Annotated in this window: 25 protein-coding genes; 8 read left to right on the forward strand and 17 right to left on the reverse strand. The window is 70.5% G+C overall.

Annotated elements, in window-relative coordinates; all coding sequences use genetic code 11:
- Window positions 1–21 precede the first annotated feature (21 nt).
- Window positions 22–1521: an SCO1417 family MocR-like transcription factor gene (locus ACWDAG_RS37780; protein WP_450700087.1), complete on the reverse strand. Its 1500-nt coding sequence runs from the start codon at window positions 1519–1521 to the stop codon at window positions 22–24.
- 100 nt (window positions 1522–1621) lie between these two features.
- Between ACWDAG_RS37780 and yczE the strand changes: the two genes are divergently transcribed.
- The 4 genes from yczE to ACWDAG_RS37800 all read left to right on the forward strand — a co-directional run bounded on the left by yczE (window position 1622) and on the right by ACWDAG_RS37800 (window position 5077).
- The gene (gene yczE / locus ACWDAG_RS37785) at window positions 1622–2275 is read left to right on the forward strand and encodes a membrane protein YczE (RefSeq protein ID WP_450700088.1); all 654 of its coding nucleotides are present in this window, start codon (window positions 1622–1624) and stop codon (window positions 2273–2275) included.
- Complete coding sequence (locus ACWDAG_RS37790; protein ID WP_450700089.1) at window positions 2272–3039, forward strand: glycerophosphodiester phosphodiesterase; 768 nt, start codon at window positions 2272–2274, stop codon at window positions 3037–3039. The genes yczE and ACWDAG_RS37790 overlap by 4 nt, the downstream gene beginning before the upstream one ends.
- Window positions 3040–3100: 61 nt before the next feature.
- Window positions 3101–4435, forward strand: a complete 1335-nt coding sequence (locus ACWDAG_RS37795; RefSeq protein WP_450700090.1) for an MFS transporter — start codon at window positions 3101–3103, stop codon at window positions 4433–4435.
- 267 nt (window positions 4436–4702) lie between these two features.
- A complete protein-coding gene (locus ACWDAG_RS37800; RefSeq protein ID WP_003977404.1) occupies window positions 4703–5077 on the forward strand; it encodes an RNA polymerase-binding protein RbpA in 375 nt (124 codons plus the stop codon).
- Window positions 5078–5177: 100 nt separating this feature from the next.
- Here ACWDAG_RS37800 and fxsA read toward each other — a convergent pair whose 3' ends face one another.
- The 4 genes from fxsA to ACWDAG_RS37820 all read right to left on the reverse strand — a co-directional run bounded on the left by fxsA (window position 5178) and on the right by ACWDAG_RS37820 (window position 9280).
- Window positions 5178–5735, reverse strand: a complete 558-nt coding sequence (gene fxsA / locus ACWDAG_RS37805) for an FxsA family membrane protein (protein WP_450700091.1) — start codon at window positions 5733–5735, stop codon at window positions 5178–5180.
- Between the two features lie 105 nt (window positions 5736–5840).
- A complete protein-coding gene (locus ACWDAG_RS37810; protein WP_450700092.1) occupies window positions 5841–6635 on the reverse strand; it encodes a polyprenol monophosphomannose synthase in 795 nt (264 codons plus the stop codon).
- Window positions 6636–7172: 537 nt separating this feature from the next.
- A complete protein-coding gene (locus ACWDAG_RS37815) occupies window positions 7173–8783 on the reverse strand; it encodes an amidohydrolase (protein WP_450700093.1) in 1611 nt (536 codons plus the stop codon).
- Between the two features lie 56 nt (window positions 8784–8839).
- A complete protein-coding gene (locus ACWDAG_RS37820) occupies window positions 8840–9280 on the reverse strand; it encodes an Lrp/AsnC family transcriptional regulator (protein WP_030946711.1) in 441 nt (146 codons plus the stop codon).
- Window positions 9281–9558: 278 nt separating this feature from the next.
- Between ACWDAG_RS37820 and ACWDAG_RS37825 the strand changes: the two genes are divergently transcribed.
- Window positions 9559–9993: a hypothetical protein gene (locus tag ACWDAG_RS37825; RefSeq protein ID WP_398961254.1), complete on the forward strand. Its 435-nt coding sequence runs from the start codon at window positions 9559–9561 to the stop codon at window positions 9991–9993.
- Between the two features lie 10 nt (window positions 9994–10003).
- Here ACWDAG_RS37825 and ACWDAG_RS37830 read toward each other — a convergent pair whose 3' ends face one another.
- The gene (locus tag ACWDAG_RS37830; protein WP_450700094.1) at window positions 10004–11101 is read right to left on the reverse strand and encodes a phosphotransferase family protein; all 1098 of its coding nucleotides are present in this window, start codon (window positions 11099–11101) and stop codon (window positions 10004–10006) included.
- 12 nt (window positions 11102–11113) lie between these two features.
- Window positions 11114–12214 carry a hypothetical protein gene (locus tag ACWDAG_RS37835; protein ID WP_450700095.1) on the reverse strand — a complete coding sequence of 367 codons (1101 nt, stop codon included), beginning with the start codon at window positions 12212–12214 and terminating at the stop codon, window positions 11114–11116.
- Between the two features lie 140 nt (window positions 12215–12354).
- Here ACWDAG_RS37835 and ACWDAG_RS37840 point away from each other — a divergent pair, with 140 nt between their 5' ends.
- The gene (locus tag ACWDAG_RS37840) at window positions 12355–12603 is read left to right on the forward strand and encodes a hypothetical protein (protein WP_450700096.1); all 249 of its coding nucleotides are present in this window, start codon (window positions 12355–12357) and stop codon (window positions 12601–12603) included.
- On the opposite strand, the gene ACWDAG_RS37845 is transcribed toward ACWDAG_RS37840, so the two are convergent.
- From ACWDAG_RS37845 to ACWDAG_RS37870, 6 genes are all read right to left on the reverse strand, one after another.
- Window positions 12566–13738, reverse strand: coding sequence for an acyl-CoA dehydrogenase (locus tag ACWDAG_RS37845; protein ID WP_450700097.1), 1173 nt, complete (start codon window positions 13736–13738; stop codon window positions 12566–12568). The two genes, ACWDAG_RS37840 and ACWDAG_RS37845, sit on opposite strands and share 38 nt — an antisense overlap.
- Before the next feature lie 387 nt (window positions 13739–14125).
- Window positions 14126–14785 carry a TetR/AcrR family transcriptional regulator gene (locus ACWDAG_RS37850; RefSeq protein WP_450700098.1) on the reverse strand — a complete coding sequence of 220 codons (660 nt, stop codon included), beginning with the start codon at window positions 14783–14785 and terminating at the stop codon, window positions 14126–14128.
- Window positions 14786–14907: 122 nt separating this feature from the next.
- Window positions 14908–15048 carry an SCO1431 family membrane protein gene (locus ACWDAG_RS37855; protein ID WP_450700099.1) on the reverse strand — a complete coding sequence of 47 codons (141 nt, stop codon included), beginning with the start codon at window positions 15046–15048 and terminating at the stop codon, window positions 14908–14910.
- Window positions 15049–15183: 135 nt separating this feature from the next.
- On the reverse strand, window positions 15184–16557 hold the full coding sequence (locus tag ACWDAG_RS37860) for a peptidase C39 family protein (RefSeq protein WP_450700100.1): 1374 nt from the start codon (window positions 16555–16557) through the stop codon (window positions 15184–15186).
- Window positions 16558–16760: 203 nt separating this feature from the next.
- A complete protein-coding gene (locus tag ACWDAG_RS37865) occupies window positions 16761–18215 on the reverse strand; it encodes an amino acid permease (RefSeq protein WP_450700101.1) in 1455 nt (484 codons plus the stop codon).
- A 69-nt stretch (window positions 18216–18284) separates the two neighbouring features.
- Window positions 18285–19235: a hypothetical protein gene (locus ACWDAG_RS37870; RefSeq protein ID WP_450700102.1), complete on the reverse strand. Its 951-nt coding sequence runs from the start codon at window positions 19233–19235 to the stop codon at window positions 18285–18287.
- Between the two features lie 218 nt (window positions 19236–19453).
- Here ACWDAG_RS37870 and ACWDAG_RS37875 point away from each other — a divergent pair, with 218 nt between their 5' ends.
- Together ACWDAG_RS37875 and ACWDAG_RS37880 are read left to right on the forward strand one after the other, a co-directional pair.
- The gene (locus ACWDAG_RS37875; RefSeq protein WP_450700103.1) at window positions 19454–20107 is read left to right on the forward strand and encodes a uridine kinase family protein; all 654 of its coding nucleotides are present in this window, start codon (window positions 19454–19456) and stop codon (window positions 20105–20107) included.
- 427 nt (window positions 20108–20534) lie between these two features.
- A complete protein-coding gene (locus ACWDAG_RS37880) occupies window positions 20535–22400 on the forward strand; it encodes an AAA family ATPase (RefSeq protein ID WP_450700104.1) in 1866 nt (621 codons plus the stop codon).
- Window positions 22401–22529: 129 nt separating this feature from the next.
- Here the strand turns inward: ACWDAG_RS37880 and ACWDAG_RS37885 are convergent, their stop codons facing one another.
- The 4 genes from ACWDAG_RS37885 to hisG form a co-directional block, all read right to left on the reverse strand.
- Window positions 22530–23615, reverse strand: a complete 1086-nt coding sequence (locus ACWDAG_RS37885) for a hemolysin family protein (RefSeq protein ID WP_450700105.1) — start codon at window positions 23613–23615, stop codon at window positions 22530–22532.
- The gene (locus ACWDAG_RS37890; RefSeq protein WP_450700106.1) at window positions 23612–24937 is read right to left on the reverse strand and encodes a hemolysin family protein; all 1326 of its coding nucleotides are present in this window, start codon (window positions 24935–24937) and stop codon (window positions 23612–23614) included. Before ACWDAG_RS37890 ends, ACWDAG_RS37885 begins: the two co-directional genes overlap by 4 nt.
- A 177-nt stretch (window positions 24938–25114) precedes the next feature.
- On the reverse strand, window positions 25115–25558 hold the full coding sequence (locus ACWDAG_RS37895; RefSeq protein ID WP_099927410.1) for a PH domain-containing protein: 444 nt from the start codon (window positions 25556–25558) through the stop codon (window positions 25115–25117).
- Between the two features lie 14 nt (window positions 25559–25572).
- Window positions 25573–26421 carry an ATP phosphoribosyltransferase gene (gene hisG, locus ACWDAG_RS37900; protein WP_450700107.1) on the reverse strand — a complete coding sequence of 283 codons (849 nt, stop codon included), beginning with the start codon at window positions 26419–26421 and terminating at the stop codon, window positions 25573–25575.
- Between the last annotated feature and the right edge of the window lie 8 nt (window positions 26422–26429).

Raw genomic sequence — 26429 nt, forward strand, 5'->3', positions numbered from 1 at the left:
GAACAACACCACCGCCCACAGCTACGCCACAAACGACCGCGGCGACTCCCCGCCCCCCGACGCCCCGCCCTCCACCAACCGAGCCGCCGCAGCCAGCCGCGCCGCCGCCTCGTCGGCGACTGCGCCGCCCACCGTGAACGGCAGCCGCACATACCCCTCGAAGGCGCCGTCGACCCCGAAGCGCGGGCCGGACGGCACCCGCACCCCGACCCGTTCCCCCACCTCGGCGAGCCGGGAGCCCGACAGGCCGCCGGTCCGCACCCACAGCGTCAGTCCGCCCTTCGGGACCTCGAACTCCCAGTCGGGCAGCTCTCGCCGCACCGCCGTGACCAGCGCGTCCCGGTTCTCCCGGGCCTGCACGCGCCGCACCTCCACGGCCTGTTCCCAACCCCCCGTGCTGAACAGCCAGTTCACGGCGAGCTGCTCCAGGACGGGGGTGCCCAGATCGGCGTACGCGCGCGCGGCGACCAGGCTGCGGATCACATCCGGTGCCGCGCGCACCCAGCCGATGCGCATCCCCGCCCAGAAGGCCTTGCTGGCCGAGCCGACGGTGATCACCGTGGACCCGGCCGGGTCGAAGCCACACACTGGCCTCGGCATCTCGACGCCTTCATCCAGCCACAGCTCACTCATCGTCTCGTCGGCGATCAGCACCGTCCCCGCCGACCTGGCCGCCTCCACGAGCTGTCGTCGCTGGTCGTCGTCGGCGAGTGCGCCGGTCGGATTGTGGAAGTCGGCGACGATGTACGCGATCCGGGGCGCGGCGTCGCGCAGCACCTGCCGCCAGCGGTCCAGGTCCCAGCCGGCCAGCCCCTCGGCCATCGCCACGGGCACCAGCCGCGCCCCCGCCTCCCGCATCAGCTGCAGGATGTTGGCGTACGACGGCGACTCGACGGCGACGCGCTCGCCCCGGCCGGCGAAGAGGTGGCAGATCGCGTCGATCGCCCCCATGGCTCCCGTGGTCACCATGATCTGCTCGGGCATCGTCGGGATCCCGCGCGCGGTGTACCGGTCGGCGATCATCGAGCGCAGCGCGGGCAGCCCGGCCGGGTAGTCGCCGTGCGTGTGCGCGTACGGCGGCAGTTCCTCCAGGGCGCCCTGGACGGCGCGGGTCAGCCATGGCTCGGGCGCGGGGAGCGCCGCGGTGCCGAGGTCGATCATCGAGCCGAGGGCCTCGGGCGGCAGGGGCTCCAGGCCGCGCGCGGGAAGCGGGTTTCCTGCCGGTACGGCGGTCCAGCTGCCGGCGCCGCGCCGGGACTCCAGGAATCCCTCGGTGCGCAGCGCCTCGTAGGCCGCCGCGACCGTCGTACGGCTGACGGACAGGGCCAGGGCCAGCTCGCGCTCGGCGGGCAGTCGGGCGGCCACCGGAACGCGGCCCTCCAGAACCAGCAGCCGGATGCCGTCGGCCAGCGCACGGTAGGCGGGCGGGCGGCGCGTGCCGGGGCCGGCCGGGCGGTCCTGCTGCGAGTTGAGCAGCCGGGCGAGTTGCGCCGCCCCCATCGCCGAGGTCCACGTCGCCATGGAAATCAGTCCACCTTCCCTGAATTGGCCATGGATGATGTTTCCACCCAAGCCACAGGGTGTCACGAACCAGGCCACTGCGACCACAGGGGGGCACCTCTTGTCCACGAAGAACCGTCTCGGGCGACGGTTGATCCAGCTGTACGTCGGTCTCGCGTTGTACGGCGCGAGCTCCGCTCTCCTCGTCGAGGCGGGCCTGGGTCTTGAGCCCTGGAACGTGCTGCACCAGGGCCTGGCCGAGCTCACCGGCCTGACCATCGGCGTCGTGTCGATCGTCGTGGGTGCGGCCGTGCTGCTGCTGTGGATCCCACTGCGCCAGCGCCCGGGCCTGGGCACGGTCTCCAATGTCTTCGTGGTCGGCATCGCCATGGACGGCACGCTCGCGCTCGTCCCGGACGTGCGCTCCCTGGCCGTACGGATCCCTCTCCTCCTGGCCGGCATCCTGCTCAACGGCGCGGCCACCGGGCTGTACATCTCCGCCCGCTTCGGGCCGGGCCCGCGGGACGGGCTGATGACGGGCCTGCACCGGCGTACCGGCCGCTCGATCCGGCTGATGCGGACGGCGATCGAGGTGGCGGTCGTCGCCACGGGCTTCACCCTCGGCGGCACCGTCGGCATCGGCACGGTCCTGTACGCGGTGTCGATCGGCCCGCTCGCCCAGCTCTTCCTGCGGGTGTTCGACGTCCCGTCGGCATCCGGCGGCAGCACGGTCGTTGCCGAAGGGCAACCCCACAGGGCGATACTTCGACGGTGACCACGCGGATACGCCACCCCTATCTCGACCATCCCGGCCCCATCGCCTTCGCCCACCGGGGCGGCGCTGCGGACGGCCTGGAGAACACCGTGCTGCAGTTCCGGCGGGCGGTGGAGGCGGGCTACCGCTACATCGAGACCGACGTCCACACCACGGCGGACGGCAAGCTGGTCGCCTTCCACGACTCGACCCTGGACCGGGTGACGGACGGCGCGGGACGCATAGCGGACCTGCCGTGGAGGGACGTGAGCCACGCGCGCGTGGCGGGCAAGGAGCCGGTGCCGCTCTTCGAGGAGCTGCTGGAGACCTTCCCCGAGGTGCGCTGGAACGTCGACCTGAAGGCGGAGACCTCCCTCCACCCCTTCCTGGACCTGATCGAGCGCACGCGCGCGTGGGACCGGATCTGCGTCGGCTCCTTCTCCGAGGCGCGCGTGGTGCGTGCCCAGCGGCTCGCCGGTCCGCGCCTGGCGACGTCGTACGGCACGCGGGGCGTGCTCAACCTGCGGCTGCGCTCCTGGGGCGTCCCGGCCGCGCTGCGCGCCTCCGCGGTCGCCGCCCAGGTGCCCGAGTCGCAGTCGGGCATCCAGGTCGTCGACCACCGCTTCGTCCGCGCCGCCCACGCACGCGGGCTGCAGGTGCACGTGTGGACCATCAATGAGCCCGATCGCATGCACCGGCTCCTGGACCTGGGAGTCGATGGCATCATGACCGATCACATCGACACGTTGCGCAAGGTCATGGAAGAACGCGGCGTCTGGGTCTGAGCGCCCGGCGGCCCTCCCCCGAACCTTCGCACGGCACTTCAGCGGGGAAGCGAGGGCACGGGTGAGCGTCGACACCGTGCGGACGGACGTCATCGACCGGCAGCGCGAGCAGCGCGGCTGGTACTTCTACGACTGGGCCTGCTCCGTCTACTCGACGAGCGTGCTCACCGTGTTCCTGGGCCCCTATCTGACAGCGGTCGCCAAGTCGGCGGCAGACGCGGACGGTTTTGTACATCCGCTGGGCATCCCGGTGCGGGCCGGCTCGTTCTTCGCGTACTGCGTCTCCGCATCCGTGATCGTGTCGATCCTCGTGATGCCGCTGGTGGGCGCGGCCGCCGACCGCACGGGACGGAAGAAGCCGCTGCTCGCCGCCTGTGCCTATGTGGGGGCGACGGCCACGACGGGCCTGTTCTTCCTGTCCGGGGACCGCTATCTGCTGGGCGGCCTGCTGCTGATCGTCGCCAACTCCTCGGTGGCCGTCTCGATGGTCGTCTACAACTCCTACCTCCCGCAGATCGCACCGCCCGAGGACCGCGACCGGGTCTCCTCGCGCGGCTGGGCCTTCGGCTATGCGGCCGGCTCGTCGATGCTGATCGTGAACCTGGTGCTGTTCACCGGGCACGACTCCTTCGGCGTCTCCGAATCGACCGCGGTCCGCATCTGCCTGGCCTCCGCGGGCCTGTGGTGGGGCGCCTTCACCCTCGTACCGCTGAAGCGGCTGCGCGACCGCCGTACGACGTCCTCGGCGCCCGCGGTCCACGGCTGGCGGCAGCTGGCCGCCACCGTCCGGGACATGCGCGGCAAACCGCTCACCCTGGCCTTCCTCCTCGCCTACCTCATCTACAACGACGGCATCCAGACGGTGATCTCCCAGGCGTCGGTGTACGGCTCCGAGGAACTGGGCCTGAGTCAGTCCACGCTCATCACGGCCGTGCTGATGGTCCAGGTGCTGGCGGTGGCGGGCGCGCTGGGGATGGGGAGGCTGGCCCGGACGTACGGAGCCAAGCGCACGATCCTCGGCTCGCTGGTGGCGTGGACGGTGACCCTGGGGGCCGGGTACTTCCTGCCGGCCGGGGCGCCGGTGTGGTTCTTCGTGCTGGCGTCCGGGATCGGCCTCGTGCTCGGCGGCAGCCAGGCCCTGTCCCGCTCCCTGTTCTCGCATCTGGTCCCGCCCGGCAAGGAGGCCGAGTACTTCTCGGCGTACGAGATGAGCGACCGGGGCATGAGCTGGCTGGGACCACTTCTGTTCGGGATCACCTACCAGCTGACGGGAAGTTATCGCGACGCGATCATCTCGCTCGTGGCCTTCTTCGTCATCGGATTCGCCCTGCTCGCAAGGGTTCCGGTGCGGCAGGCGATCTTGGATGCGGGCAATCCGGTTCCCGAGAGAATTTAGCGCTCACGGCGAAAGGGCTGTAGTGTACGCGTTTGGCCTGCCAGGCGTACCGTTACTGCGCGTCAAAGATGACGAAACGCTGGGTGACATCTGCTAGCAGATGTGACAAACCGGGCGCCGGTGGGTACAACAAGGGGCGGCTACGACGGCGACGCATGACCCGGAACGGGACACGGAACGGGAATCTTTACCGCCGACCGGACGTTGACCGGATGACGACGACAGCGACACCTGTCCTGTGGGCGACAAGCCCGGGAGGCACGATTCATGAGTGAGCGAGCTCTTCGCGGCACGCGCCTCGTGGTGACCAGCTACGAGACGGACCGCGGCATCGACCTGGCCCCGCGCCAGGCCGTGGAGTACGCATGTGAGAAGGGGCACCGGTTCGAGATGCCCTTCTCGGTCGAGGCGGAGATTCCGCCGGAGTGGGAGTGCAAGGTCTGCGGGGCCCAGGCACTCCTCGTCGACGGCGACGGCCCTGAGGAAAAGAAGGCCAAGCCCGCGCGTACGCATTGGGACATGCTGATGGAGCGGCGCACCCGCGAGGAACTCGAAGAGGTCCTCGAGGAGCGCCTGGCCGTTCTCCGTTCGGGCGCGATGAACATCGCGGTTCACCCGCGGGACAGCCGCAAGTCGGCCTAGTTCCTGCCGGGGTCGGGCGGACCAACTACGCACGCAAGCGACTGCGGGCGTCCACGTGGATTCACGTGGGCGCCCGCAGTCGTGCGTCCTGGCCGCGTTCTCAGTGGGTCAGCGGCGGTCGCGGGCCCTGCGGGGTGTCGCCACCCGGCTCGTCCCTGATGACCTCGCCCTGGACGACCTTGCCGTCGGGGCGGTGGATGCGGGCCTGCTGGAAGGCGTCACCGAAGGTGCCCGCACCGGCCTCGCGCAGCTTGCGGTCGAGGGTGCGCTCGGTGAAGCGGCTCAGGGCCTTCTGGACCGGGGGGATCAGCAGAAGCAGGCCCACCGCGTCCGAGATCAGGCCGGGGATCATCAGAAGCAGTCCGCCGAGCATCAGCAGGCCGTTGCCGCCGCCGCTCTGCGGGGTGCCGCCGCGCTGCAGCGCCTCATTGAGGTTCTGGAAGGCGCGCCGGCCCGCCTTCTTGATCACCGCAGTGCCGAGCACGAAACCCGCGAGCAGCAGCAGGAACACGGTGAACCCGCTCGACGCGCCCGCGACCACGGTCAGCAGCCAGATCTCCAGCACCAGCCAGGCCGCGACACCGAGCGGCAGGAAGGTCCGTAGCCGGGAGCGCCGGGGCCGGGCGGGGTACGTGGGGGTCGGAGCACCTGTCGTCATGCATCCAGTGTGCCTGGGCCCGCCTCAGTGCCGCATAAGCGGATGATCAACCGCGCCTGTGACCAACTACGCGGGCCCTGTTGCAGACGGACGACGGGTCAGGCCTCAGGCCTTCTTGCCGCGGCCCGTGACCTTGGCGACCCGCTCCCCCACGCCCCACGCCGTGACCCGCCACAGGGCCTCGACGAGGATGTCGCGGCTCATCTTGGAGTCGCCCAGTTCGCGCTCGACGAAGGTGATGGGCACCTCGACGACGTGGTAGCCGGCCTTGACCGCGCGGCGGGCCAGGTCGACCTGGAAGCAGTAGCCCTGGGAGGCCACCTCGTCGAGGCCGAGGCCCTCAAGGGTCTCTCGGCGGAAGGCGCGGTAGCCGCCGGTGATGTCGCGCAGCGGCAGGTCGAGGGCAAGGCGGGAGTACAGGCTGCCGCCTCGGGAGATGACCTCGCGGCTCTTGGGCCAGTTCACCACTCGGCCGCCGGGCACCCAGCGGGAGCCGAGCACCAGATCGGCGCTCTTGAGGGCCGTCAGCAGCCGGGGCAGCTCCTCGGGCTGGTGGGAGCCGTCGGCGTCCATCTCGACCAGGACTCCGTAGCCGTTCTCCAGGCCCCAGCGGAAGCCCGCGAGGTAGGCGGCGCCGAGGCCCTCCTTGCCCTTGCGGTGCAGCACCTGGACGTGGTCGTCCTCGGCGGCCAGTTCGTCGGCGAGCTTGCCGGTGCCGTCCGGGCTGTTGTCGTCGGCCACGAGGACGTGAGCCTCGGGGACCGCCTTCCGTACCCGGCCGACGATGGACTTGATGTTCTCCGCCTCGTTGTAGGTCGGAATGATCACCAAGGCCGTGCCGAGCGGGCCGAACTGCCTCCCCTGGGCCTTTGCCGCGAGGGTCCCGTCGCCGTCGTTCACTGCTGCCCCTTCGTGTCCGTACGCAGACGTCCACCATAGTGGTCACGGCCTGCGATGACGCGACAGGGCGTTCGTATAGTGGTGTCGATTCCACAAGAGCGGGGTAAGAGCGCGTTTTCGGGCACGTACGCGGATCTACGGATGGGGGCCCGGCGCCCTTCGGGCCGACCCGGGGCCCGCTGGCTGCGGGTCGACCGAAAGCCGTTGTCTACTGAGCCCGGGCCCCACCCGGGTCACACCTCCCCGACCGGCCGAAACGGTCCCCCCGTCGCGGCGCGGGCGCTGAGCCTGGCTCCCAGTGGCGGTGCCCCGGTGCGGCACACCGTCCCTGACCCAGTGGCGCTGCGACGAGTGCGCGGAAGTTCCCCGGTCGGGCGTCCGGTGGTGGACTCGGCCGAACCTACCGGCCCCCTGCCATCGGCTGTCAACAGCCGTTCGACCTGCGGATTTTGCATCAATGCCCTGGTCAGGGCGGAGGATACGCAGGTCGTGCGACGCCGCTGAGGGCGTCGATCAAAGACGCGCCACCCCGGGAGATCACTCGCCCGGCCGTACGAACACCGTCCGCCCGCCGACCACGGTGCGCAGACAGACCGGCAGGTCGCGGCCGGGGCTCAGGTCGGGCAGGCCGGGGGTGCCGGAGCGGGGGTCGGTGGACCAGCGGGCGACCCGGTCGTCGGGGGCCTGGACCACCAGTTCGTCGGTGCGCCACACGGCGTAGTCCGCGGGTGCGCCGGGCACCAGGACGCCCGCGTCGTCACGCCCGATCGCCCGCCAGCCGCCGCGTGTGTGGGCCGTGAACGCGGCACGCACGGAGACACGGTGCTCGGGCGTGCGATGGAAGGCGGCGGCGCGGACCGTGCCCCACGGGTCGAGCGGCGTGACCGGGCTGTCGGAGCCGAACGCGAGCGGGACGCCCGCCCTGAGCAGGGCCGCGAAGGGGTTCAGGGTGCGCGCCCGGTCGGCGCCCAGGCGCCGGGCGTACATGCCGTCCTCGCCGCCCCACAGCGCGTCGAAGGCCGGCTGCACGGAGGCGGTCAGGCCCAGCTCGGCGAAGGCCGCGATCGTCTCGGGGGTGAGCATCTCGGCGTGCTCGACACGGTGGCGGGCGGCACGCACCCGGGCCAGGCCGACCTTCTCGGCGGCGGCGCGCACACCGTCCACGACCGTGGTCACGGCCGCGTCGCCGATCGCGTGGAAGCCCGCCTGGAGGCCCGCCTCGGTGCAGGCCACCACATGGGCGGCCACCGCGGCGGCATCCAGATAGGCGCTGCCCGTGTGGTCGGCGTCGGAGTACGGCGTGTGCAGGCAGGCGGTGTGCGAGCCGAGGGAGCCGTCGACGAAGAGGTCACCGGCGGCGCCGACCGCGCCCAGCTCGCGCGCCTTCTCCACCCCTTCCTCGCCCCCTTCGGCCCAGTATCCGATCACTCGCGGACCCGTCTTATCGGCCGCGAGCCGGAGCAGTCCGGTGAAGTCGTCCTCGGAGGAGATCTCCGGTCCCGCGCACTCGTGGACCGAGCCGATACCGAGGGAGCCGGCGTGCGCGAGCGCGGCGCGCTGGGCGTCGGCGCGCTGGGCCGACGTCACGGCTGCGAACGCCGCTGCGCGTACGGCGTGATGGGCGTCGGCGGTCAGCGGGCCGTCCTTTGCACCCACACCGTGGGCCAGGTCGAGCAGGGCCGTGGTGACGACCGCCGAGTGGACGTCGATACGGGAGAGATAGAGGGGGCGGCCGCCGGTGGCCTCGTCCAGTTCCGCACGCGTCGGAGGTCGGCCGCCGGGCCAGCGGGCGGCGTCCCAGCCGTGCCCGAGCAGCACCTTGTCCTGCGGACGGGCCGCCGCGAAGTCCCGTACCAGAGCGAGGGCGGCCTCCAGGGAGGGCGCGTCGGACAGGTCGAGGCCGGTGAGCGCGAGGCCGGTGGAGGTGGTGTGCACATGGGCGTCGGTGAAGGCCGGGGTGACAAGGGCGCCGTCCAGGTCGACCACCTCGTCGACACCGTCCGCGAAGGCGTCCGCGGCGCCCTCCGAACCGACCCAGGCGACCTGGCCGCGCTCCACGACCATCGCGGTCGCGAAGGGATCGGCGGGACTGTGCACTTCTCCTCGGCGGAGGAGGACGGTCTTCGGCTGGTCGGTGCGATCGCTCATGACGGACAGTTTCTCGCGGCGCGGCGGCGGGACTGCACCTGGGGCGACAGCGGGCTTCAGATCCGCGGCGGTCGCGCCTCGTACGGCGTCGAAAGCACCACCGTCGTGCGTGTCGAGACTCCCGCCAGCGTGCGCAACCGCGCCAGCAGCTCCTCCAGCTCGTGCGGCGTCGCCACCCGCACCTTGAGGATGTAGTTCTCATCGCCCGCGACGCTGTGGCAGGCCTCGATCTCGGGGACCCCGGCCAGGCGGTCCGAGATGTCGTCGGGGGCGCTGGGGTCGAAGGGTTTGACCGAGATGAACGCGGTCATGGGCAGCCCGACGGCCTCGGGGTCGACCACCGCGGCATAGCCGCGGATGACGCCACGCTGTTCCAGCCGGCGCACCCGCTGGTGCACGGCCGACGTGGACAGGCCCGTGGCCTTGCCCAGGTCTGTGTAGCTCATCCGCCCGTCCTTGACGAGCAGCTGCACGATCTGACGGTCCAGCTCCTCCATGACGCAAGAACCTACAGTGCGCTTGATCTCCTCGGATACCTGAGCAGTCCAGGTCATACCCGCTTTGTGATGTGCCCGAGAGCTGTCTGTGAGCCGTCCGTGCGCCATCCGGGGGACAAAACGTCCGCCCCGGGCACCTGCAGGCGGCATGTGACGAAGGACACAGCCGTCGAGACGTCTCCGTGATGCTCTCGTGATTACCTCCGAGACGGGGCGGGAAGTGCTTGCTGTGGTCGAGGCCGCAGTGCCCGAACGGCCCAGCCCGAGGGGGAGAACCCATGCAGAGTCTTAAGCGCCCTGGTCGTACCGCACCCAAGCGGCTCCAGGCAGTCGTCGAGCCCGAGCCGGAGGGTGTCGAACCCGACGCCTTCGAGGACGAACTCGACGCGTACGACACCTTCGAGATGTACCGGGTGATCTGCCCGGACTGCGCGCAGCCCATCGCGCTGCTGGCGGACGAGCAGGTCCTGCCGGAGCACGCGCTGTGCGCCTCGCCGTGGAACCCGTTCGGCCTCACGGTCTGCGCCGGCACCGGCCGCCGGGCGGCCGAGGCCCGCTCCGCGGACGAGTCGGCCGAGCCCCAGGAGCAGGACACCGCGCTCCTGTTGACGCTCCCTCAGGGACTCGACTGGCGGACGCAGCCGTTCTCGCACGTCGGCGGCCCGGGCTCGCGCCCGATGCGGGTGCCGGCGATGCGCCGTCAGGCCGCCTGAACCGCCTCGCTCAATTCCAGTAGCTGCCCTGCACCATGGCCCGCAGGCTGCCGTGGTGCAGGATCAGCGTGTCCGGATCCGCCGGAACGGCCGCCTCCCCGAAGTGCACCTGCCGGTAGGCGACCCGCAGCATGACGATCGCGTGCCGGAGCGCGGCGTACAGGGTGTGGAAGTCCATGTCGCGCGGGGTGTGGCCGGTGAGTTCGGCGTAGCGGGCCTCGACGCGGTCGCGACGCAGGAAGTCCGGCAGACCGCGCTGGCCGAAGGTGACCGTGAGGTCCTGGAAGAAGCGGTGCAGATAGACCATCCAGCCGAGGTCGACCTCGCGCGGGGCCAGGGCCGCCATCTCCCAGTCGAGGACGGCGGCGGGCTCGAAGCCGTCGTAGACGACGTTCCCGATGCGCGCGTCGCCCCAGTTGAGCACAGCTGTGCCCGGATCGCTCGGCCAGAGCTCCTCCAGCCGGTCGAACGCGGCCTCGATGAGCGGTGACCGGGCGCGGCCATCGACGACCCAGTCGTAGTAGGCGCGTTGGGCGGTCACGTGGCGGCGCAGTGCGTCGCCCTCGCCCGGGAGAGCGAGGAACTCGGCAGCCTTCGGCGGCACTTGGTCGTGCAGTCGGGCCAGCAGCCCGATCGACGCCGCCTCCAGGTGCTCGCGCTCGGCGTCGCTCGCCGCGTGCAGCCAGTTGCCCTCGTACGTGTAGGGCATGACGTCGGGCGGCACGCGTCCCTCGACGCGCTCCATCACGAAGAAGGGCGCCCCGAGGGGTCCGGGATCCTCTTCCAGCCACAGCACCTTCGGCACAGGCAGGTCCGAGTGCTCCGCCACTACCCGCATCGTGCGGTACTGGCGCGGCATGTCGTACACCGGGAAGACGGTGTACGCCGCCGGGTCCGCCGCGAGCCTCAACGCGCAGGCTCGCACCGGTGGTTCGGGATGCTCTATGACGAAGAGCAGGGTCTCGCTGGACATGCCGTTGGACTCGGGGACGGTGACGCCGACGGCCTTGGCGCCGGGCAGGCGGGTGGAGAGCCAGGCGGTGAGACGGCGGGCGAGCTCCTCCGGGTCGCGGGTGGTGGTGCGGGGGCGGGGCGTAGTGGGTGCCATGTCACATACCGCCTACGGTGCGACCGAAGTGAAGTCCGTGAACCCGCTCGGATCGTGCCGCCCGAACGAGCCGTGCTCGAAGATGCCGTGGCCGGTCCGGCCGTCCAGCCGGAAGCGGGCGGCATGGTCGGTGACCCCGTAGGCGGCCAGGGGGCGTGGCTGCGTCAGGTCGTAGGTACGGCGATCCGCCCAGCCGCGGCCGCGCCAGGTGCCGTGCTGCCAGTCGTCGGCGGGCGGGTAGCCGGCACCGATCGCGAGCGGCGAGGAGGTGAGGATCTCGACCTCAAGTTCCTGCGGTTTGCGCAAGTCACCGAGGTGGATGAGGGCGCGGTCCGGGTGGCGGGTGCCCGAGCGGTAGGTGATCTCGGGCTGGGGCCAACCGAGTTGCCGGTCGCGGTGGCCGGGGCGGACCAGGGTGGCGTCGTTCAGGGAGCGGTAGCCGTCGGCGTCCTCCTGGACGACGACCATGAGGAAGCGGTCCTCGAAGCGCACCGGGCACCACAGCCAGTGGAAGCCCTCGGTCGGGTTCTCCTCGGCCAGGCGGCCGCCCTCCTCCCCCGGTATGGGCCGCACGCCCCAGCTGCGGTCGCGGGTGCCGGCCCATCCCCCGGCGGTGACCCGGAACTCCTCACCCGCGGCGCGGATCACGCCCTCCACACCGCCCGCCTGGACGAAGCGGCGCCCTTCGAGGGTGAGCCGGTCGCCGCGGCGCTGGAGGTGGTGGGGCTCCCACAGGGCGGGGAAGCCGGCGGTCCACGTCAGGTCGTAAGACAACAGGTCATCGTCACCCACCAGCCGCAGCCGCCGCAGCGGCTCCTCGACCTCGATCCTGAGCGGGCCGACGGCGAGTCGCATGCGGTCCTCGCCGAGGGCGTGCGAGGCACGCACCGCGTGCAGGGCATCGCCGGTCCGCAGGGTCGCGTACGCGTCGATCACGCCGAGGTTGGGGTACACCCCGAGGCCCACGATGAGCAGTGCGCGCCCCTCGTGGTCGAGGACGTGGAAGATGCAGCGGTCGTAGGCGTTCCGGTCCCCGGTCGCGACGTGCTTCATGGACAGCGGGACCTGGTGCACGGGGTACTCGTCGAGTGGTACGGGGCGGTCGTCGGCCACGCCAAACCTCCCTGGAGACGGCTGGGCTGACGGTACGTCAGACAGCTGGCGGAGGCCAGAGCGGGGAGCCGGACGTCCGGGAACTCAAGCTCGATTCCGCGGATGGGTGACCTGTCCGCCTACCTCCGCGTTGCCCTGGTATGACCCCCACCTATTCCGTGATCGGGCGTCAGCGCCGCGTGTTCGTTCCGCCGCCCGCAGGAACGGCCGCGCCGGTGCCGCCGCATCTGCAGGACCCGCCGATCTACCGCGATCTGATGCGCGCCTGGGCCGACCGGGGCCGCACTCTGCCGGGCCGCCACGATCCGGAGTGGATCAGGCTGGCGGCCCCGCAGGTCACCAGAGGCCAGTTCAGCGCGTTTCAGGACCCGCAAGGTGACGGGCGATGACCATGCGCTGGATCTGGTTGGTGCCCTCGACGATCTGCAGCACCTTGGCCTCGCGCATATAGCGCTCCACCGGGAAGTCCGCGGTGTAGCCGTAACCGCCGAGGACCTGGACGGCGTCCGTGGTCACCTTCATCGCGGTGTCCGTGCAGTGGAGCTTGGCCATGGCCGCCTGCTTGGCGAACGGCCGCCCCGCGTCGCGCAGCCGTGCCGCCGCCAGATACAGGGCCCGGCCCGCCTCGATCTGGGTCGCCATGTCGGCGAGCATGAAGCGCAGCCCCTGGAAGTCGGCGATGGGCCGCCCGAACTGCTGCCGCCCGGTGGCATACGCGACCGCCTCGTCCAGCGCCGCCTGGGCGAGGCCGATCGCGCAGGCCGCGATGCCGAGTCGGCCGGAGTCGAGCGCGGACAGCGCGATCGCGAAGCCCTGGCCCTCCTCGCCGATACGCCGCTCGTCCGGCACCCGCACGCCGTCGAGGTGGACCTGCGCGGTGGGCGAGCCCTTCATCCCCATCTTCTTCTCGGGCACCGCACCGCTCAGACCCTCGGCGTCGCCGGGCACCAGGAAAGCGGTGATGCCGCGCGGCCCCTCCTCCCCCGTCCGGGCCATGACCGTGTAGAAGTCGGCGATCCCGCCGTGCGTGATCCAGGCCTTGGTGCCGGTGATCACCCAGTCGTCGCCGTCGCGCACAGCCTTCGTACGAAGAGAAGCGGCATCGGAGCCGGACGACGGCTCGGACAGGCAGTAGGCGCCCAGCAGGCCGCCGCCCAGCATCGCGGGCAGATGCTCGACCTGCTGCTCCTTGGTGCCGTAGGCGGCGAGCGCGTAGGAGGCGAGCGTGTGCACGCTGACGCCGAGGCCGACGGTGAGACGGGCCGCGGCGAGTTCCTCGAGGACCTGGAGGTAGACCTCGTAGGGCTGGTCGCCGCCGCCGTACTCCGAGTCGTACGGCAGGCCGAGCAGTCCCGACTGCGACAGCAGCGTGAAGACCTCGCGCGGAAAGCGTCCGGCGTCCTCCTCCTCGGCCGCCTTCGGGGCGATCTCGCGCTGGGCGATGTCGCGGACGAGCGAGATCAGATCCCGGGCCTCGTCCGTGGGCAGTTGACGGTCCACCGGCTGCGGGGCGCGGTCGGGCATGGCGACGCTCTCCTCCCTGTTCGGGCACATCGGCCGACGTGCGCCTTGGGTGGGGGCGGCTCCGCCGGGTCTTTCTGCAAAGGTCGGCCGAGGCCCGCTCTCCCGGGTCTCGGAAGCTGCTGACCAGCGGCTGTGCGCTGTGAGTATGCCCGATTACAGGCATCCCGTCACCAGTTAACGACCGCTTACTTCAAGAATATCCCGGCCACTCACCGCACGCGATGTTCAGCGGAACGTGACGTGAAGCGCCCGGCTCGGAGGCAACAATGTCTGGGCGCCACGTTCTTCTGAGGGCTGCGCGCGGACACCGCGGGCAGTGAGTTGATCAGGGCGATCAACTGGCAACAGGAGTACGGCGGTTGGGGCGGGGGAGCCTCCGCCGGTCGCTCAGGTGTCGCGGCGGGCCGGGGCCGGAGCGGGGTAGGCCGGGTCCAGTTCCTCGATGGCGCGCATGGCGCCGCCGAGCTGTTTGACCAGGAGTTCGCGCATCTGTTCGCGGGACAGCCGGGGGCGGTCGATCCAGTCGAGAGTGGCGCCCTCCACGCCGCACACCCAGGCGAACAGGCCCATGCGGGCCAGCGGGGCGATGTCCGTGCGGCCGTACGCCCCTTCGGCGACGGTCGCCACTATCGCCTCACGCACACCGTCCCGGATGGCGTGCACCTCGGCGTCGAAGCCGACGCCGCCGCTGACGACCGCGCGGAAGGCCGCCTGGTTGTGCTCGGCGTAGCGCAGATAGCCCTCCATGGTGCGATGGACGCGGTCCAGCTGCTCCAGCTCAACCTCGCTCGCCGCGAAGGTGACCAGATCGGCGACCGAATCGTTGATGATCGCCAGGTAGTAGCCGCGCTTGGACTGGAAGTAGTAGTAGATCAGCCCCTTGGCGACACGCGCCTGCCGTGCGATGTCGTCCATCGAGAGCGCGTCGTAGGACGTGTCGGCGAACAACTTCCGCCCGATGGTGATGAGTTCGGCTCGGCGCGCCAGCGAGCGCTCGGTGCCGCGCGCCCGGGGTCGGGTGGCGTCGCTCTGTTCGCTGATCTTCAATGTCGACCCTGGTTTCGGGCTGGCTGCGGGACATCCGCAGTATGTCAGAACGACCACGTCCACTCGTTCGAGTCCACTCGACGAGTGGCCGGAGAGGAGACCGGGGCTCTGTTCGCGTCAGGTCACAGCAGGCCGAGCTGGGTGACGAGCATCGCGACGACCATGACAAGGGTCCAGCCCATGACGTGCTCGAGGACCTTCGGCCCGTCGTTCTTGGGGCCGCCGGTGCGGGTGCGGGCGGCGGTGGCCGAGTGTGCGGTCATGGCGTCTCGCTGAGGTCGGGCGTGCGGTGGACTCCCCCCAGGGTTCCGTCCACCTTGCCACCTGGGGCGGCTTTTGCGGCCGAGACATCGGTCACAGGCGGAAGGCCCCGACTCCCCGGACCTTCCGCCTGTCGTTCAGCGCACGCCGACCGCCGCGAGCGCCTTGCGCTGGCGGGGTGTGGGCCGGGCCGGGAAGTACAGGTAGCAGACGCCTCCGGTGCCGGAGACGACCTTGCCGCTCGCGTTGTACCGCTTGGTCCTGAGCCAGATGTTCTCCCATTCGCGCCGTTTGTAGACACGGCGTACCGCGTCGTCGCTCGGCGAGAACGGATCGTTGGCGATCACGTCGCCGTCGGCGGTGAAGCCGATGACGGTCATCAGATGCCCCGCGGTGCCGTAACCCGCCCCCGTCAGCTCCCCCTTGAGGAACGACTGGGACGTTATGGCCGGGATCCCGGCCGCGATCAGTGTCTCCAGGTCGGTGAGCGAGCGGAGCCGGGTGACCACGCCCTGCAGATCCTTGTACGTGGCCGCGTAGGCGGCGTTGAAGGGCCAGTTGCCGCAGCCCTCGTACTGGTAGTCGTAGGTGAAGCGGGCCGCGTGGTCGACCTGTGGATCTGCGTAGCTCGGGTCCACCCAGGCCAGTTGTCCGGGGGTGAGCCTGCCTCCCCAGTACTCGATGATCATCTGTGAGGAGGTGGGGCTGCACCAGGCCTCGCCGCCGTTGTCGTACTCGGGGTACTGGCCCTTGTGGATCTCCTGCGAGTAGCGCGGGACGATCAGTTCCTTCGCGAGGCCGGGCGTGGAGGCCGGGACGGTGAAGCGGTCGGGGATGTCCGAGCCCATCGCGCCGAGCCGCCACACGGTGGGGGTGAGCTTGGTGCCGGGCTTGCGGTACAGGGTGAGGCGGAGGCGGTACGAGATCAGGCGCAGGCCGGTCGTGGCGTCGTCGACGGCGAAGGTGTCCGTCCAGATGGCGCTCTTGCCGTCCTTCTGGTCGTCCACCGAGGTCCGCTTGATGTCCTGGTCACCGGCGGCCCAGCGGCCCATCACGTACCAGGGGGTCTGGGTGCCGTCGGAGTACGTGCCGTGCAGCTCGACCTGGAGCCAGGTGCCGGCCGGGGTGTGCGCGTTCCAGGAGGCGATCGCCTCGGTGGCGGGGACACGGAGCCGGTGGACGGGGGACGTCCAGGTGGCGTACTCCCAGGTGGCGGTCGTGCCGGTGTGCGGGTCGGTGTATTCGGTGGTGCCGGCCGGGGCGGCGATCACCACGCCGGGGCGGGCGCCCGCGACGGCACGCGTGCCGTGCGCGGTGCCGGCGCACCAGTCCTGGTAGGAGGTCCAGGAACGGTAGTCGACCGTGGAAGGCCCCGCGGAGTGGGGGCGGTTCGGCATCACGGCGGACTCCTCGGCGTCGGCCGCGTCGGCGGTGACGGCGGGGCCCACCACCGCGGCGGCCACCGCCGCGGCGAGGACGGTTCTGCGGGACGGCTGTTCGGCTCTGCTCATGGGCGGAACGACCCCCAGGTGTCCGAGTCGGGCAGGTCCAAATGCGCGGTTGCGCTGCATGGTTGTGCGCCAACTATGGCCTCGGGGGGCACCTCCTGCCAGCACTTCGGCCCATGCCACGCCCACCAATATTGGCGTGGACCACTGGCATGACCTGTGGAGCCGTCCGCCCCGGCGCACGCGGGCGCACGCCGGGCCGGGACTCAGATCAGATCCATCGCCGCGACCTCGTCGGGGCGGCCGTAGCTGACCGGGCCCTGGAAGCGGCGGCGGGCGGTGGCGAACCACCAGAGGGTGGCGACGACCAGGACGACGACGAGGGCGATCGGCGCGTAGTTGAAGGAGTCGACGGTGATCGGCGAGGCCTGCGGGAGCATGAACAGCAGGCTGCTGAGCAGGATCCAGGCCACCGCGATCACACCGACGGGCTTGCTCCAGCGGCCCAGGTGCCACGGCCCCGGCTGGAACTCGTCGCCGAGGCTCAGCCGGAGCAGGATCGGCACGCCGTAGGCGAGGAAGAGCCCGACGACGTTGACGCTGACGATGGCGGTGAAGGCCGTGTGCGACCACCAGCCGGGCAGGACGAGGGCCAGCGAGCAGGCGACCGCGAGCCAGACGGCCTTGACGGGGGTGCGGGTGCGCGGCGAGACCGAGTGCCACAGACGGGAGCCGGGCATGGCGCCATCGCGGGAGAAGGCGAAGATCTGCCGGGTGTTGCTGGTGAGATTGGCGAGCCCGCAGAAGAGCATCGCGCCGATCACGATCAGCAGGAGCACCTTGGCGGTGGTCAGGCCGAGACCGTCGATGAGAATCTGGACGGGCGGAGCGGATGCGCTCGCCACATGGTCGTAGTCGTGAATGCTGTAGACCAGTGCGAGCATCAGGATCAGACCGGTGATCGCCGAGTAGCCGATCGCACGTGTGATCCCCTTCGGGGCGTTGACCGTGGCCCGCACCGTTTCCTCGGACATGTGGAAGCTGCCGTCGAAGCCGGTGAAGGTCCAGCTGGTGACGAGCAGGCCGAGCATCCCGCCGTAAAGCCCGTTCGTGAAACCGGTGTTGTTCGCGAAATGCGTGACGAACGAGGCCGACTGATGCTGGTCGGGCCCGACGATCAGGGCGCCCACGATCACCACGAGACCGATCAGCAGCCACCACACGGAGATCCGGTTGAGGAGCGCGACCAGCTGGACGGTGTAGGTGTTGGCCAGCCCCTGCAGCACGATGAGCAGTGCCGTGATCAGCACCGTCTGGTGGGTGGTCGGCACGTAGGAGTGCCACTGCAGGGCGAGGAAGGCCTGGATGAAGGTGGCGGCGGCGTAGCCGGTGGCGGCGGTGCCGCCGATCTGGCCCACGAAGTTCAGCCAGCCGGTGTACCAGGACCAGGCTCCCTTGTGCCGTCTGGCGAGTTTCCCGGCGGAGAAATACAGCGCGCCGCTCGTCGGATAGGCGGAGGCGACTTCCGCCATGGCGAGACCGACGAAGAGCACCATGACGGAGACGCCGATCCAGCCGAAGACGAGAATACGAGGACCTCCGGCATTCAGTCCGAATCCGAAGCTGGAGAAGATTCCAGAAATGATATTGATGATGGTGAATGAGATGGCGAAATTGTCGAACGCCTGAAAGCGACGGGTGAGTTTTCTCGGGTAACCCATCTCATGAAGTACGGCGTCGTCGTCCGATATCCGTTCCGGCACAGGTCGGCCTTTCTTTCTGGTGGGGGTCTACGGGGGGACGGGGAGGCCGCAGGCGCGCCGGGCCCGGGACAGTTGGTCGGCCGGCTCCCCGAAGGCCGACCAGGGCATGCGCGAGGCGTACGGCCCCATGGCCGCGAAGACCGCGCGGGCCTCGAACTCGCGCTTGCCCATGACCAGCGCATGCGCCAGGTAGGCCAGGTCGAGCACCGGGGTGAAGCGGTAACCCGGCATCGTGGGCAGCCAGTTCTGGTAGATCGCGAGGGCGGTGGAGCGCCACTGCGGCTGCTCCCAGACCCGGTCGGCGAGCAGCTGGGTCGGGTTGTAGCTCTCCACGAGGGCGACCAGGGGCAGCAGCCGCAGCGGGGAGTCGGCGGGCGCGCGCTGACCGAGAAAGGCGGCGACGTCCCAGGCGGCGTTCACGGAGCCGCCGTGGCGGGTGAAGAAGCAGGACAGGAAGCGGTGGTGGGCCTCGCGGTGCCAGGGGTCGAGGGACAGGACGTGCGCGAACAGCCGCCATGGTCCGGGCGGCGCGGTGAGCAGCCCGCGCGGGGCGGGGTCGGTCAGCCGGTGCAGCCGGGCCATGGCCAGCCGGGCCGCCCAGGGCGTGGGGTCGGCCGGGTTCGCCCGCGCCGCCCGGTCGCAGGCGGTCAGCGCGATCCGCTCCAGGGCCGCGGCCCGCTCGTCGTGCGCGTCGGCCGCGCGCAGCGCCCGCAGCACCGCCACCCGGGCCCACAGCAGCGCCGCCTCGGGGGTCGGCTCCTCGGCCAGCCACCGCTCGGCGAGGTCGGAGTCGGCGGCCTCGGAGGCGAGGACCAGGGAGCGGTGGGCGCGCAGACCGAAGTCCCCGTGTGTTTCGGCGAGGGCTTCATGGGCGCTCCGGTATCGGCCGGCACGTACATCGACGCATACGCTCGCGAGCAAGCGGTCATCGGCCGCCGGATGCCACACATACTGCCCCTCGAATAACCCAGCGGCCATCTGCTCCTGTCTCCCCGTACGACGCCTCACAGTTGTGCACCTCGCACCTTACTCAGCAAGACGTGCAACCGGAACGCGGTTTTCGAGATGGCACGCCGAGTTTCCGGACGGGATTGCGACTGGCCCACAGCCAGCCAACAACTGGTTCAATACGGCACTATTTTTCGACCCTCCCATTCGCCCCGATTTCACCCACCACTAGAATGTTCCCGTCGAATATGCCCAACGCTCCAGCCAGCCAAGGAACGGCCATTCACGACCTCGCCTCCCGGCTCCGCCGCCTGCCCCCGTCCTGCGGCCCCGTCCGCCTGATCGGCGTCGACGGACATGCCGGCTCCGGAAAGTCCACGTTCGCCGGGCGATTGGCCCACGCCCTGGACGGGGCGCCCGTGCTGCATCTCGACGACATCGCCAGCCACGATGAGCTGTTCGAGTGGACCGGGCGGCTGCTGGCCCAGGTGATCGAACCGCTGAGCCGCGGCGAGAGTGCCCACTACACCCCGTACGACTGGCACACCCGCCACTTCGGACCGCCCCGCACACTGCCGCCCGCACCGGTGGTCCTCGTCGAAGGCGTCGGAGCCGGCCGCCGCGCACTGCGCCCATATCTCGCGGCACTGCTGTGGATGGAGTTGCCGCACGAGGAGTCCTGGACGCGCGGACGCCGACGGGACGGGGAGGAGCAGCGGGAGTTCTGGGCCGGGTGGGTCGGGGCGGAGCGACGACACTTCGCCGAGGATCCCTCGCGGCCGTTCGCCGACCTTCTGATACGGCAGTCGGAGAAGGGGTACGAGGTGCTCCAGGGACCCGTGAAGACTGTTGGACCGGACCAGACACTCACGCACGGTGACGGACCATCGGCAATGTGCTGAACTTGTGAAGACGCCCGCCGGAGAACTTCCCGGAGTGCCTCAACTCCGCTTGACCGGGGGGCCGTACAGGACTTACGTTCTCAATGTGCGGCCATTCGAAGCCGCCCAGAGTCGCGAAGCCCCCGGTTGTTCCCCCGTGATCGGGGGCTTCGTTCTGTCCGCAGCCCGTTTTCCGGACGCTCCGCGGCACATTTCGCTCACACACGGTTACCGTCCGAAGTGCGCCCCGTCTGCTCCCACCTCGTCAAACGGCCCGTGCGGCACCCTTCGGCGGGCGACACTCCCGCAGGTACGATGCCCTCGGTGCGACCTGATGGACGGCTGCGCGCACCGCAACTCCGGTCCACGGTACGGCGGTTCGATCAAGGCGGCCGGCGGACATCGGTCCGGCGGTCAACCGACGGGGGCACGGTTTGTGGGGGACGTGATGGATTTCGGCACGCAGGGCCCCGAGGCCCCGGCCGACCTCGCCTGGCTGCGAGGTGTGGATGCCTACACGATGGGCGCCTATCCGCAGGCGGAGGAGGAGTTCCGGGCCGCGGTCCGGATGGATCCCGGGATGGCCGACGGCTGGCTCGGACTGCACGCGCTGCGCGTCGACACGACGACCGCGCTGTTACGGATGTTCCGCCACCGGGACCGCTTCGGCGAACAGCGGGCCCGGCACCGCCGCTCCCTCAACTCCTGGTACTGGCTGGGCTGGTGGGTGCAGCCCGTGCTGGAGAGCCCGCGCGACCTCCTGCTCGCGCACGCCTCGCACTGGCTGGACGGCCGCCATGTCCCGGAGCTGGACCGGGCCCTCGCCGGTCTGCCGCCGGTGGACACCGACCCGCAGGTCCGCTTTCTGCACGCCTGCCGCGCCTATCTCGTCAAGGACTGGGACCAGCTCGTCCGCCACACCGACCCGCTGATCGACGACGCCCTGCTCGGTATCGAGGCGGGCCTGTTCGGCGGCATGGCCCGGGTCCGACTGGAGATGTACGGACAGGCCGAACCGCTGCTCTCGTCCGCCCTGATGCGCTGCCGCAGTGAGCAGCCGCAGCGCAAGGAGCTGCGCTACTGGCTGGCGCGCGCCCATGAGGGCACGGGCCGCTCGGCCGCCGCCCTCCCCCTGTACCGGGCCGTGCACCGCGTCGACCCCGCCTTCATGGACACCTCCGCCCGGCTCGCGGCGATCGCCGAGGGCGACGGGTACGACGAGGCCACCGACCTCGCGGCGATCACGCTCTCCGGCGGCCAGGACGCCCTGGAGGGCCCCGACACCCTGGACCCGCTCTTCGGCGCCGAAGGCCGGGACCTGAGGCTCTCCGAGTCCGACCTGCCACCGGTCGGCCCGCTGCCGTCCGCGATCGACCCGACGGTGCGCGAGAAGACGGTCGGCCAGCCGGGATCCCCGCTGCCGGCCGGACCCACCGACCCCGCACTGCTGGAGGAGGCGCTCGCCGAGCTGGAGCGCATGGTGGGCCTGGAGCCGGTGAAGCGACAGGTCAAGGCGCTGTCCGCCCAGTTGAACATGGCGCGGCTGCGCGCCGGTCAGGGCCTGCCGGTCCAGCCGCCGAAGCGGCACTTCGTCTTCTCCGGACCCTCCGGCACCGGCAAGACCACGGTCGCCCGCATTCTCGGCCGCGTCTTCTACGCCCTCGGGCTGCTCGGTGGCGACCACCTCGTGGAGGCACAGCGGGCCGACCTGGTCGGCGAGTACCTGGGCCAGACGGCGGTGAAGGCCAACGAACTGATCGACTCCGCGATCGGCGGCGTCCTCTTCGTCGACGAGGCCTACTCGCTCTCCAACTCCGGGTACGGCAAGGGGGACGCGTACGGCGACGAGGCACTGCAGGTGCTGCTGAAGCGGGCCGAGGACAACCGCGACCACCTGGTGGTCATCCTGGCCGGATACCCGGAGGGCATGGACCGCCTGCTGGCCGCCAACCCCGGCCTGTCGTCCCGCTTCACCACCCGCGTCGACTTCCCGTCGTACCGGCCGCTGGAACTCACCTCGATCGGTGAGGTGTTGGCTGCCGAGAACGGCGATGTGTGGGACGAGGAGGCGTTGGACGAGCTGCGGTCCATTGCCGGTCATGTGGTGGATCAGGGGTGGATCGACGAGCTGGGGAACGGACGGTTCCTGCGGACGCTGTACGAGAAGAGCTGTGCTTATCGGGATCTGCGGTTGTCGACGTACCCGGGGGTGCTGTCCCGGGACGACTTGTCGACGTTGCGGTTGCCGGATCTGATGCAGGCGTATGGAGAGGTGCTGTCGGGGCGGGGGCCGCAAGACCCTTCGGCGATGTGAGCTGCGCCCACTGGCTCGGTCGCTTCCGAGGTCGTGCGGCTGAAGGATCGCTGTGGTTGATCGCGCCCACGCGGCGGAGCCGCAAATGGATACAGCCCCGCGCCCCTGAGGGGGCGCGGGGACCCGGCGCTAACCTGCCAGGGCCTGTTCCGGCTCGCCGCTCGCCCTCGGCTCCGTCACCCGAACCTCCGGCACTTCCCGGTGGGCCGGGTCCGTGACCTCGCCCACCAGGAGTTCCAGTACGTCCTCCAGGGCGACCAGGCCCAGTACCTTGCCGGAGGCGTCGGCCACCTGGGCCAGGTGGGTGGCGGCGCGGCGCATCACGGTCAGGGCGTCGTCCAGGGGGAGTTCGGAGCGCAGCGTCGTCATCGGCCGCCACAGCTGCTGCGGCACCGCCCGGTCCGAGTCCTCAAGGTCGAGTACGTCCTTCACGTGCAGGTAGCCCATGAAGGCGCCGTTCTCCGCCGCTATCGGGAAACGGGAGTATCCGGTGCGGGCGGTGAGCTCGACGATCCGGCCCGGGGTGACCGACGGGGGAACCGTCACCAGGGACTCGCGCCCCAGAAGCACGTCCGTCACCGGGCGGGAGCCCAGCTCCAGGGCGTCCTCCAGGCGTTCCTGCTCCTCGGGGTCGAGCAGGCCCGCCTGGCCGGAGTCCTCCACCAGGCGGTTGAGCTGCTCGCTGGTGAAGACGGCCTCGACCTCGTCCTTGGGCTCGACCCTGAAGAGCCGCAGGATCGCCTGGGCGACGGCGCCGAGGGCGACGGTGATCGGCTTGCAGACGCGGGCGAAGGCGACCAGGCCCGGGGCGAGCCATATCGCGGCCTTCTCCGGGGCCGCCATCGCCAGGTTCTTCGGGACCATCTCGCCGATGACGAGGTGGAAGAAGACGACGGCGGCGAGTGCGATGACGTAACCCAGCGGGTGGATCATCCCCTCCGGGAGGTGGATCCACTCGAAGACGGGTTCCAGCAGGTGCGCGACCGTCGGTTCGGCGACCGCGCCCAGGGTCAGCGAGCAGACGGTGATGCCGAACTGGGCCGCGGCCATCATCTGCGGAAGCCGCTCCAGGCCGTAGAGGACCTGGCGGGCGCGGGCCGTGCCGAGCGGTTCGATCTGGCTGCGGCGTACGGACACGAGTGCGAACTCGGCGCCGACGAAGAAGCCGTTGGCCAGCACGAGCAGGCCGGCGAAGAGGAGTTGGAGCACGCTCATCGGGCGACCTCCACGACCAGGCCGGTCCGCACCAGCCGGACCCGCTCGGCGCGGTAGTGGCCGACGCGGCGCACGGTCAGCCGCCAGCCGGGCAGTTCGGCCTTGTCGCCGACGGCCGGGATGCGTCCGAGGCGATCGGCCACCAGTCCGGCGACGGTCTCGTACGGCCCCTCGGGCACGTCGAGTCCTATGCGCTGCAGGATGTCGACGCGGCAGCTGCCGTCGGCGTCCCAGGCGGGCCTGCCGTCCTCCGGCGGGGCGGCGGCGAGTTCGGGCACGTCCTGGCCGTCGTGCTCGTCGCGGACCTCGCCGACGATCTCCTCGACGATGTCCTCCAGGGTGACCACGCCCGCCGTGCCGCCGTACTCGTCGACGACGACGGCGATGGGCTGCTCGCTGCGCAGCTGGGCGAGGAGCGGCTGTACGGGCAGGGTCTCGGGGACCAGCAGCGCCGGGCGGGCGATGCGGCCGACGGGGGTACGCAGGCGCTCGTGTGCCGGGATCGCCAGGGCGTCCTTGAGGTGGACCATGCCGACGATTTCGTCGATCCGCTCCTTGTAGACGGGGAAGCGGGACAGGCCGGTGGCACGGGTCAGGTTCACCACGTCCTCGGCGGTCGCCGTCGACTGCAGTGCGCTCACCTTCACCCGCGGGGTCATGACGTGCTGCGCGGTCAGCTCGGCGAGCGACAGGGTCCGTACGAACAGGTCGGCCGTGTCCTGTTCCAGGGCGCCGGCCTGCGCGGAGTGTCGGGCCAGGGACACCAGTTCGCCGGGGGTGCGGGCGGAGGCCAGCTCCTCGGCGGGCTCGACGCCCAGGGCGCGGACGAGACGGTTGGCCACCGCGTTCAGCGCGGCGATGACCGGGCGGAACAGACGGGCGAAGGCGTGCTGCGGGCCGGCGACGAAGCGCGCGACCTGCATCGGCTTGGACACCGCCCAGTTCTTGGGCACCAGTTCGCCGATCACCATCTGCACGGCGGAGGCCAGCAGCATGCCGACGACCACCGCCACACCGGAGACGGCGCCCTCGGGAATGCCGATCGCGCTGAACGGGCCGTGCAGCAGCTCCGCGAGCGCGGGCTCGGCGAGCATGCCGACGACGAGGGAGGTGATGGTGATGCCGAGCTGGGTGCCGGAGAGCTGGAAGGACAGCTCTCTGAGCGACTCGGCGACCCTTCGGGCCCGTTTGTCGCCTTCGGCGGCGGCCTTCTCGGCGTCCGTCGACTCGACCGTGACCAGGCCGAACTCGGCGGCCACGAAGAAGCCGTTGGCCAGGATCAGCAGGAGGGCCGCTCCGAGAAGCAGCAGGGGGGTGGTCATGATGCCGCCGCCTCGGTATGTCGTGAGGGGGCGGCGCAGGTACTACAGGACGATCCGTCCATCGCTGGAGGGAGTCACTCCTCGGGTAGCAGGGGGCCTCTGAAGCCCGGCGGGAACTTCAGCGGCGGAGGCGCAACGAAAACGCCTCCGCCAACAGATTAATCAAGACAAGGGCCGTTACGGCAGATCCCTTGTCGAGCGGGCCTCGGCGAGTGCGCGCAGGGTGCGCGCATCGGCGATGGCGCGCTCCTTGGCGATGCCCGGCTGGATGCCGAGCGCGGGCAGGCTCGTACCGTCGCTGAGGTTGAGAAAGACCCAGGGGTCTCCGGGGCGCAGGTTCACATGGAGGATCTCGGCCCACTCCAGGTGCCGCCTGCTGGCGATGTTGACGACCGTGACGCCTGTCTCATCGGCGACGACCTTCACCCGGGCGAGGAGCGCAAGGACACCGAAGAGGATCGCTCCGGTGAAGACGAAGCTGAGCTTCTCGCCGGGGCTGAGCTGCTCCAGGAGCAGCGCGACGGTCGTGATCACCGCGAAGATGACCGCACCGGAGGTGAGCAGCACGGCCCGGGTACGGCCGGGCCGGAAAGTGACGGGAAGGGCGGGCAGATCGGACATCTCTCGAGCGCCCCTCAGAGACGGCAGGCGTGGATGGCCGTGGTCAGGATGGCCCGCGCGCCGATCGCGTACAGGTCGTCCATGATCCGCTGGGCGTCCTTGGCGGGCACCATGGCGCGGACGGCGACCCAGCCCTCGTTGTGCAGCGGCGAGACGGTCGGTCCCTCCAGGCCGGGGGTGATGGCGACCGCTTCTTCCAGGTGTTCGGCGCGGCAGTCGTAGTCCATCATCACGTACGTCCGGGCCACCAGGACGCCCTGCAGGCGCCGCAGGAACTGCTGGACCTTGGGCTCCTCGCCGTTCTCGCCGGTGCGGCGGATGACGACGGCCTCGGACTTCATGATCGGCTCACCGATGACCTCCAGACCCGCGTTGCGCAGGCTGGTGCCGGTCTCGACGACGTCGGCGATGACCTCGGCGACACCGAGCTCGATGGCGGTCTCGACGGCGCCGTCGAGGTGCACGACGGAGGCGTCGACGCCGTTGTCGGCGAGGTGCTTGGCGACGATGCCCTCGTAGGAGGTGGCGACCGTCATGCCGTTCAGGTCCTCGACGCCCTTCGCCGTGCCCGGCTTGGTGGCGTAGCGGAAGGTGGAGCGGGCGAAGCCGAGCGGGAGGATCTCCTCGGCGTTGGCACCGGAGTCGATCAGCAGGTCGCGTCCGGTGATGCCGATGTCGAGGCGGCCGGAGGAGACGTAGATCGCGATGTCGCGAGGGCGGAGATAGAAGAACTCGACCTCGTTCGCCGGGTCGACGATCCGCAGTTCCTTGGACTCCCGGCGCTGCTGGTAGCCGGCCTCATGCAGCATCTCCGCCGCAGGGCCTGACAGGGAACCCTTGTTGGGGACGGCGATGCGCAGCATGAGGTCGG

This window comes from Streptomyces sp. NPDC001157 (genome assembly GCF_053598255.1).

Bases quoted from the DNA above. Each gene is read 5' to 3' on its own strand.
- ACWDAG_RS37890 (WP_450700106.1), bottom strand. From the start codon at position 24,937: ATGACCACCCCCCTGCTGCTTCTCGGAGCGGCCCTCCTGCTGATCCTG.
- ACWDAG_RS37800 (WP_003977404.1), top strand. From the start codon at position 4,703: ATGAGTGAGCGAGCTCTTCGCGGCACGCGCCTCGTGGTGACCAGCTAC.
- ACWDAG_RS37820 (WP_030946711.1), bottom strand. From the start codon at position 9,280: ATGGAGGAGCTGGACCGTCAGATCGTGCAGCTGCTCGTCAAGGACGGG.
- hisG (WP_450700107.1), bottom strand. From the start codon at position 26,421: ATGCTGCGCATCGCCGTCCCCAACAAGGGTTCCCTGTCAGGCCCTGCG.
- ACWDAG_RS37840 (WP_450700096.1), top strand. From the start codon at position 12,355: ATGACCCCCACCTATTCCGTGATCGGGCGTCAGCGCCGCGTGTTCGTT.
- ACWDAG_RS37875 (WP_450700103.1), top strand. From the start codon at position 19,454: ATGCCCAACGCTCCAGCCAGCCAAGGAACGGCCATTCACGACCTCGCC.
- ACWDAG_RS37830 (WP_450700094.1), bottom strand. From the start codon at position 11,101: ATGGCACCCACTACGCCCCGCCCCCGCACCACCACCCGCGACCCGGAG.
- fxsA (WP_450700091.1), bottom strand. From the start codon at position 5,735: ATGACGACAGGTGCTCCGACCCCCACGTACCCCGCCCGGCCCCGGCGC.
- ACWDAG_RS37825 (WP_398961254.1), top strand. From the start codon at position 9,559: ATGCAGAGTCTTAAGCGCCCTGGTCGTACCGCACCCAAGCGGCTCCAG.
- ACWDAG_RS37845 (WP_450700097.1), bottom strand. From the start codon at position 13,738: ATGCCCGACCGCGCCCCGCAGCCGGTGGACCGTCAACTGCCCACGGAC.
- ACWDAG_RS37865 (WP_450700101.1), bottom strand. From the start codon at position 18,215: ATGGGTTACCCGAGAAAACTCACCCGTCGCTTTCAGGCGTTCGACAAT.
- ACWDAG_RS37860 (WP_450700100.1), bottom strand. From the start codon at position 16,557: ATGAGCAGAGCCGAACAGCCGTCCCGCAGAACCGTCCTCGCCGCGGCG.
- ACWDAG_RS37815 (WP_450700093.1), bottom strand. From the start codon at position 8,783: ATGAGCGATCGCACCGACCAGCCGAAGACCGTCCTCCTCCGCCGAGGA.
- ACWDAG_RS37780 (WP_450700087.1), bottom strand. From the start codon at position 1,521: ATGGCGACGTGGACCTCGGCGATGGGGGCGGCGCAACTCGCCCGGCTG.
- ACWDAG_RS37855 (WP_450700099.1), bottom strand. From the start codon at position 15,048: ATGACCGCACACTCGGCCACCGCCGCCCGCACCCGCACCGGCGGCCCC.
- ACWDAG_RS37870 (WP_450700102.1), bottom strand. From the start codon at position 19,235: ATGGCCGCTGGGTTATTCGAGGGGCAGTATGTGTGGCATCCGGCGGCC.
- ACWDAG_RS37885 (WP_450700105.1), bottom strand. From the start codon at position 23,615: ATGAGCGTGCTCCAACTCCTCTTCGCCGGCCTGCTCGTGCTGGCCAAC.
- ACWDAG_RS37895 (WP_099927410.1), bottom strand. From the start codon at position 25,558: ATGTCCGATCTGCCCGCCCTTCCCGTCACTTTCCGGCCCGGCCGTACC.
- ACWDAG_RS37880 (WP_450700104.1), top strand. From the start codon at position 20,535: ATGGATTTCGGCACGCAGGGCCCCGAGGCCCCGGCCGACCTCGCCTGG.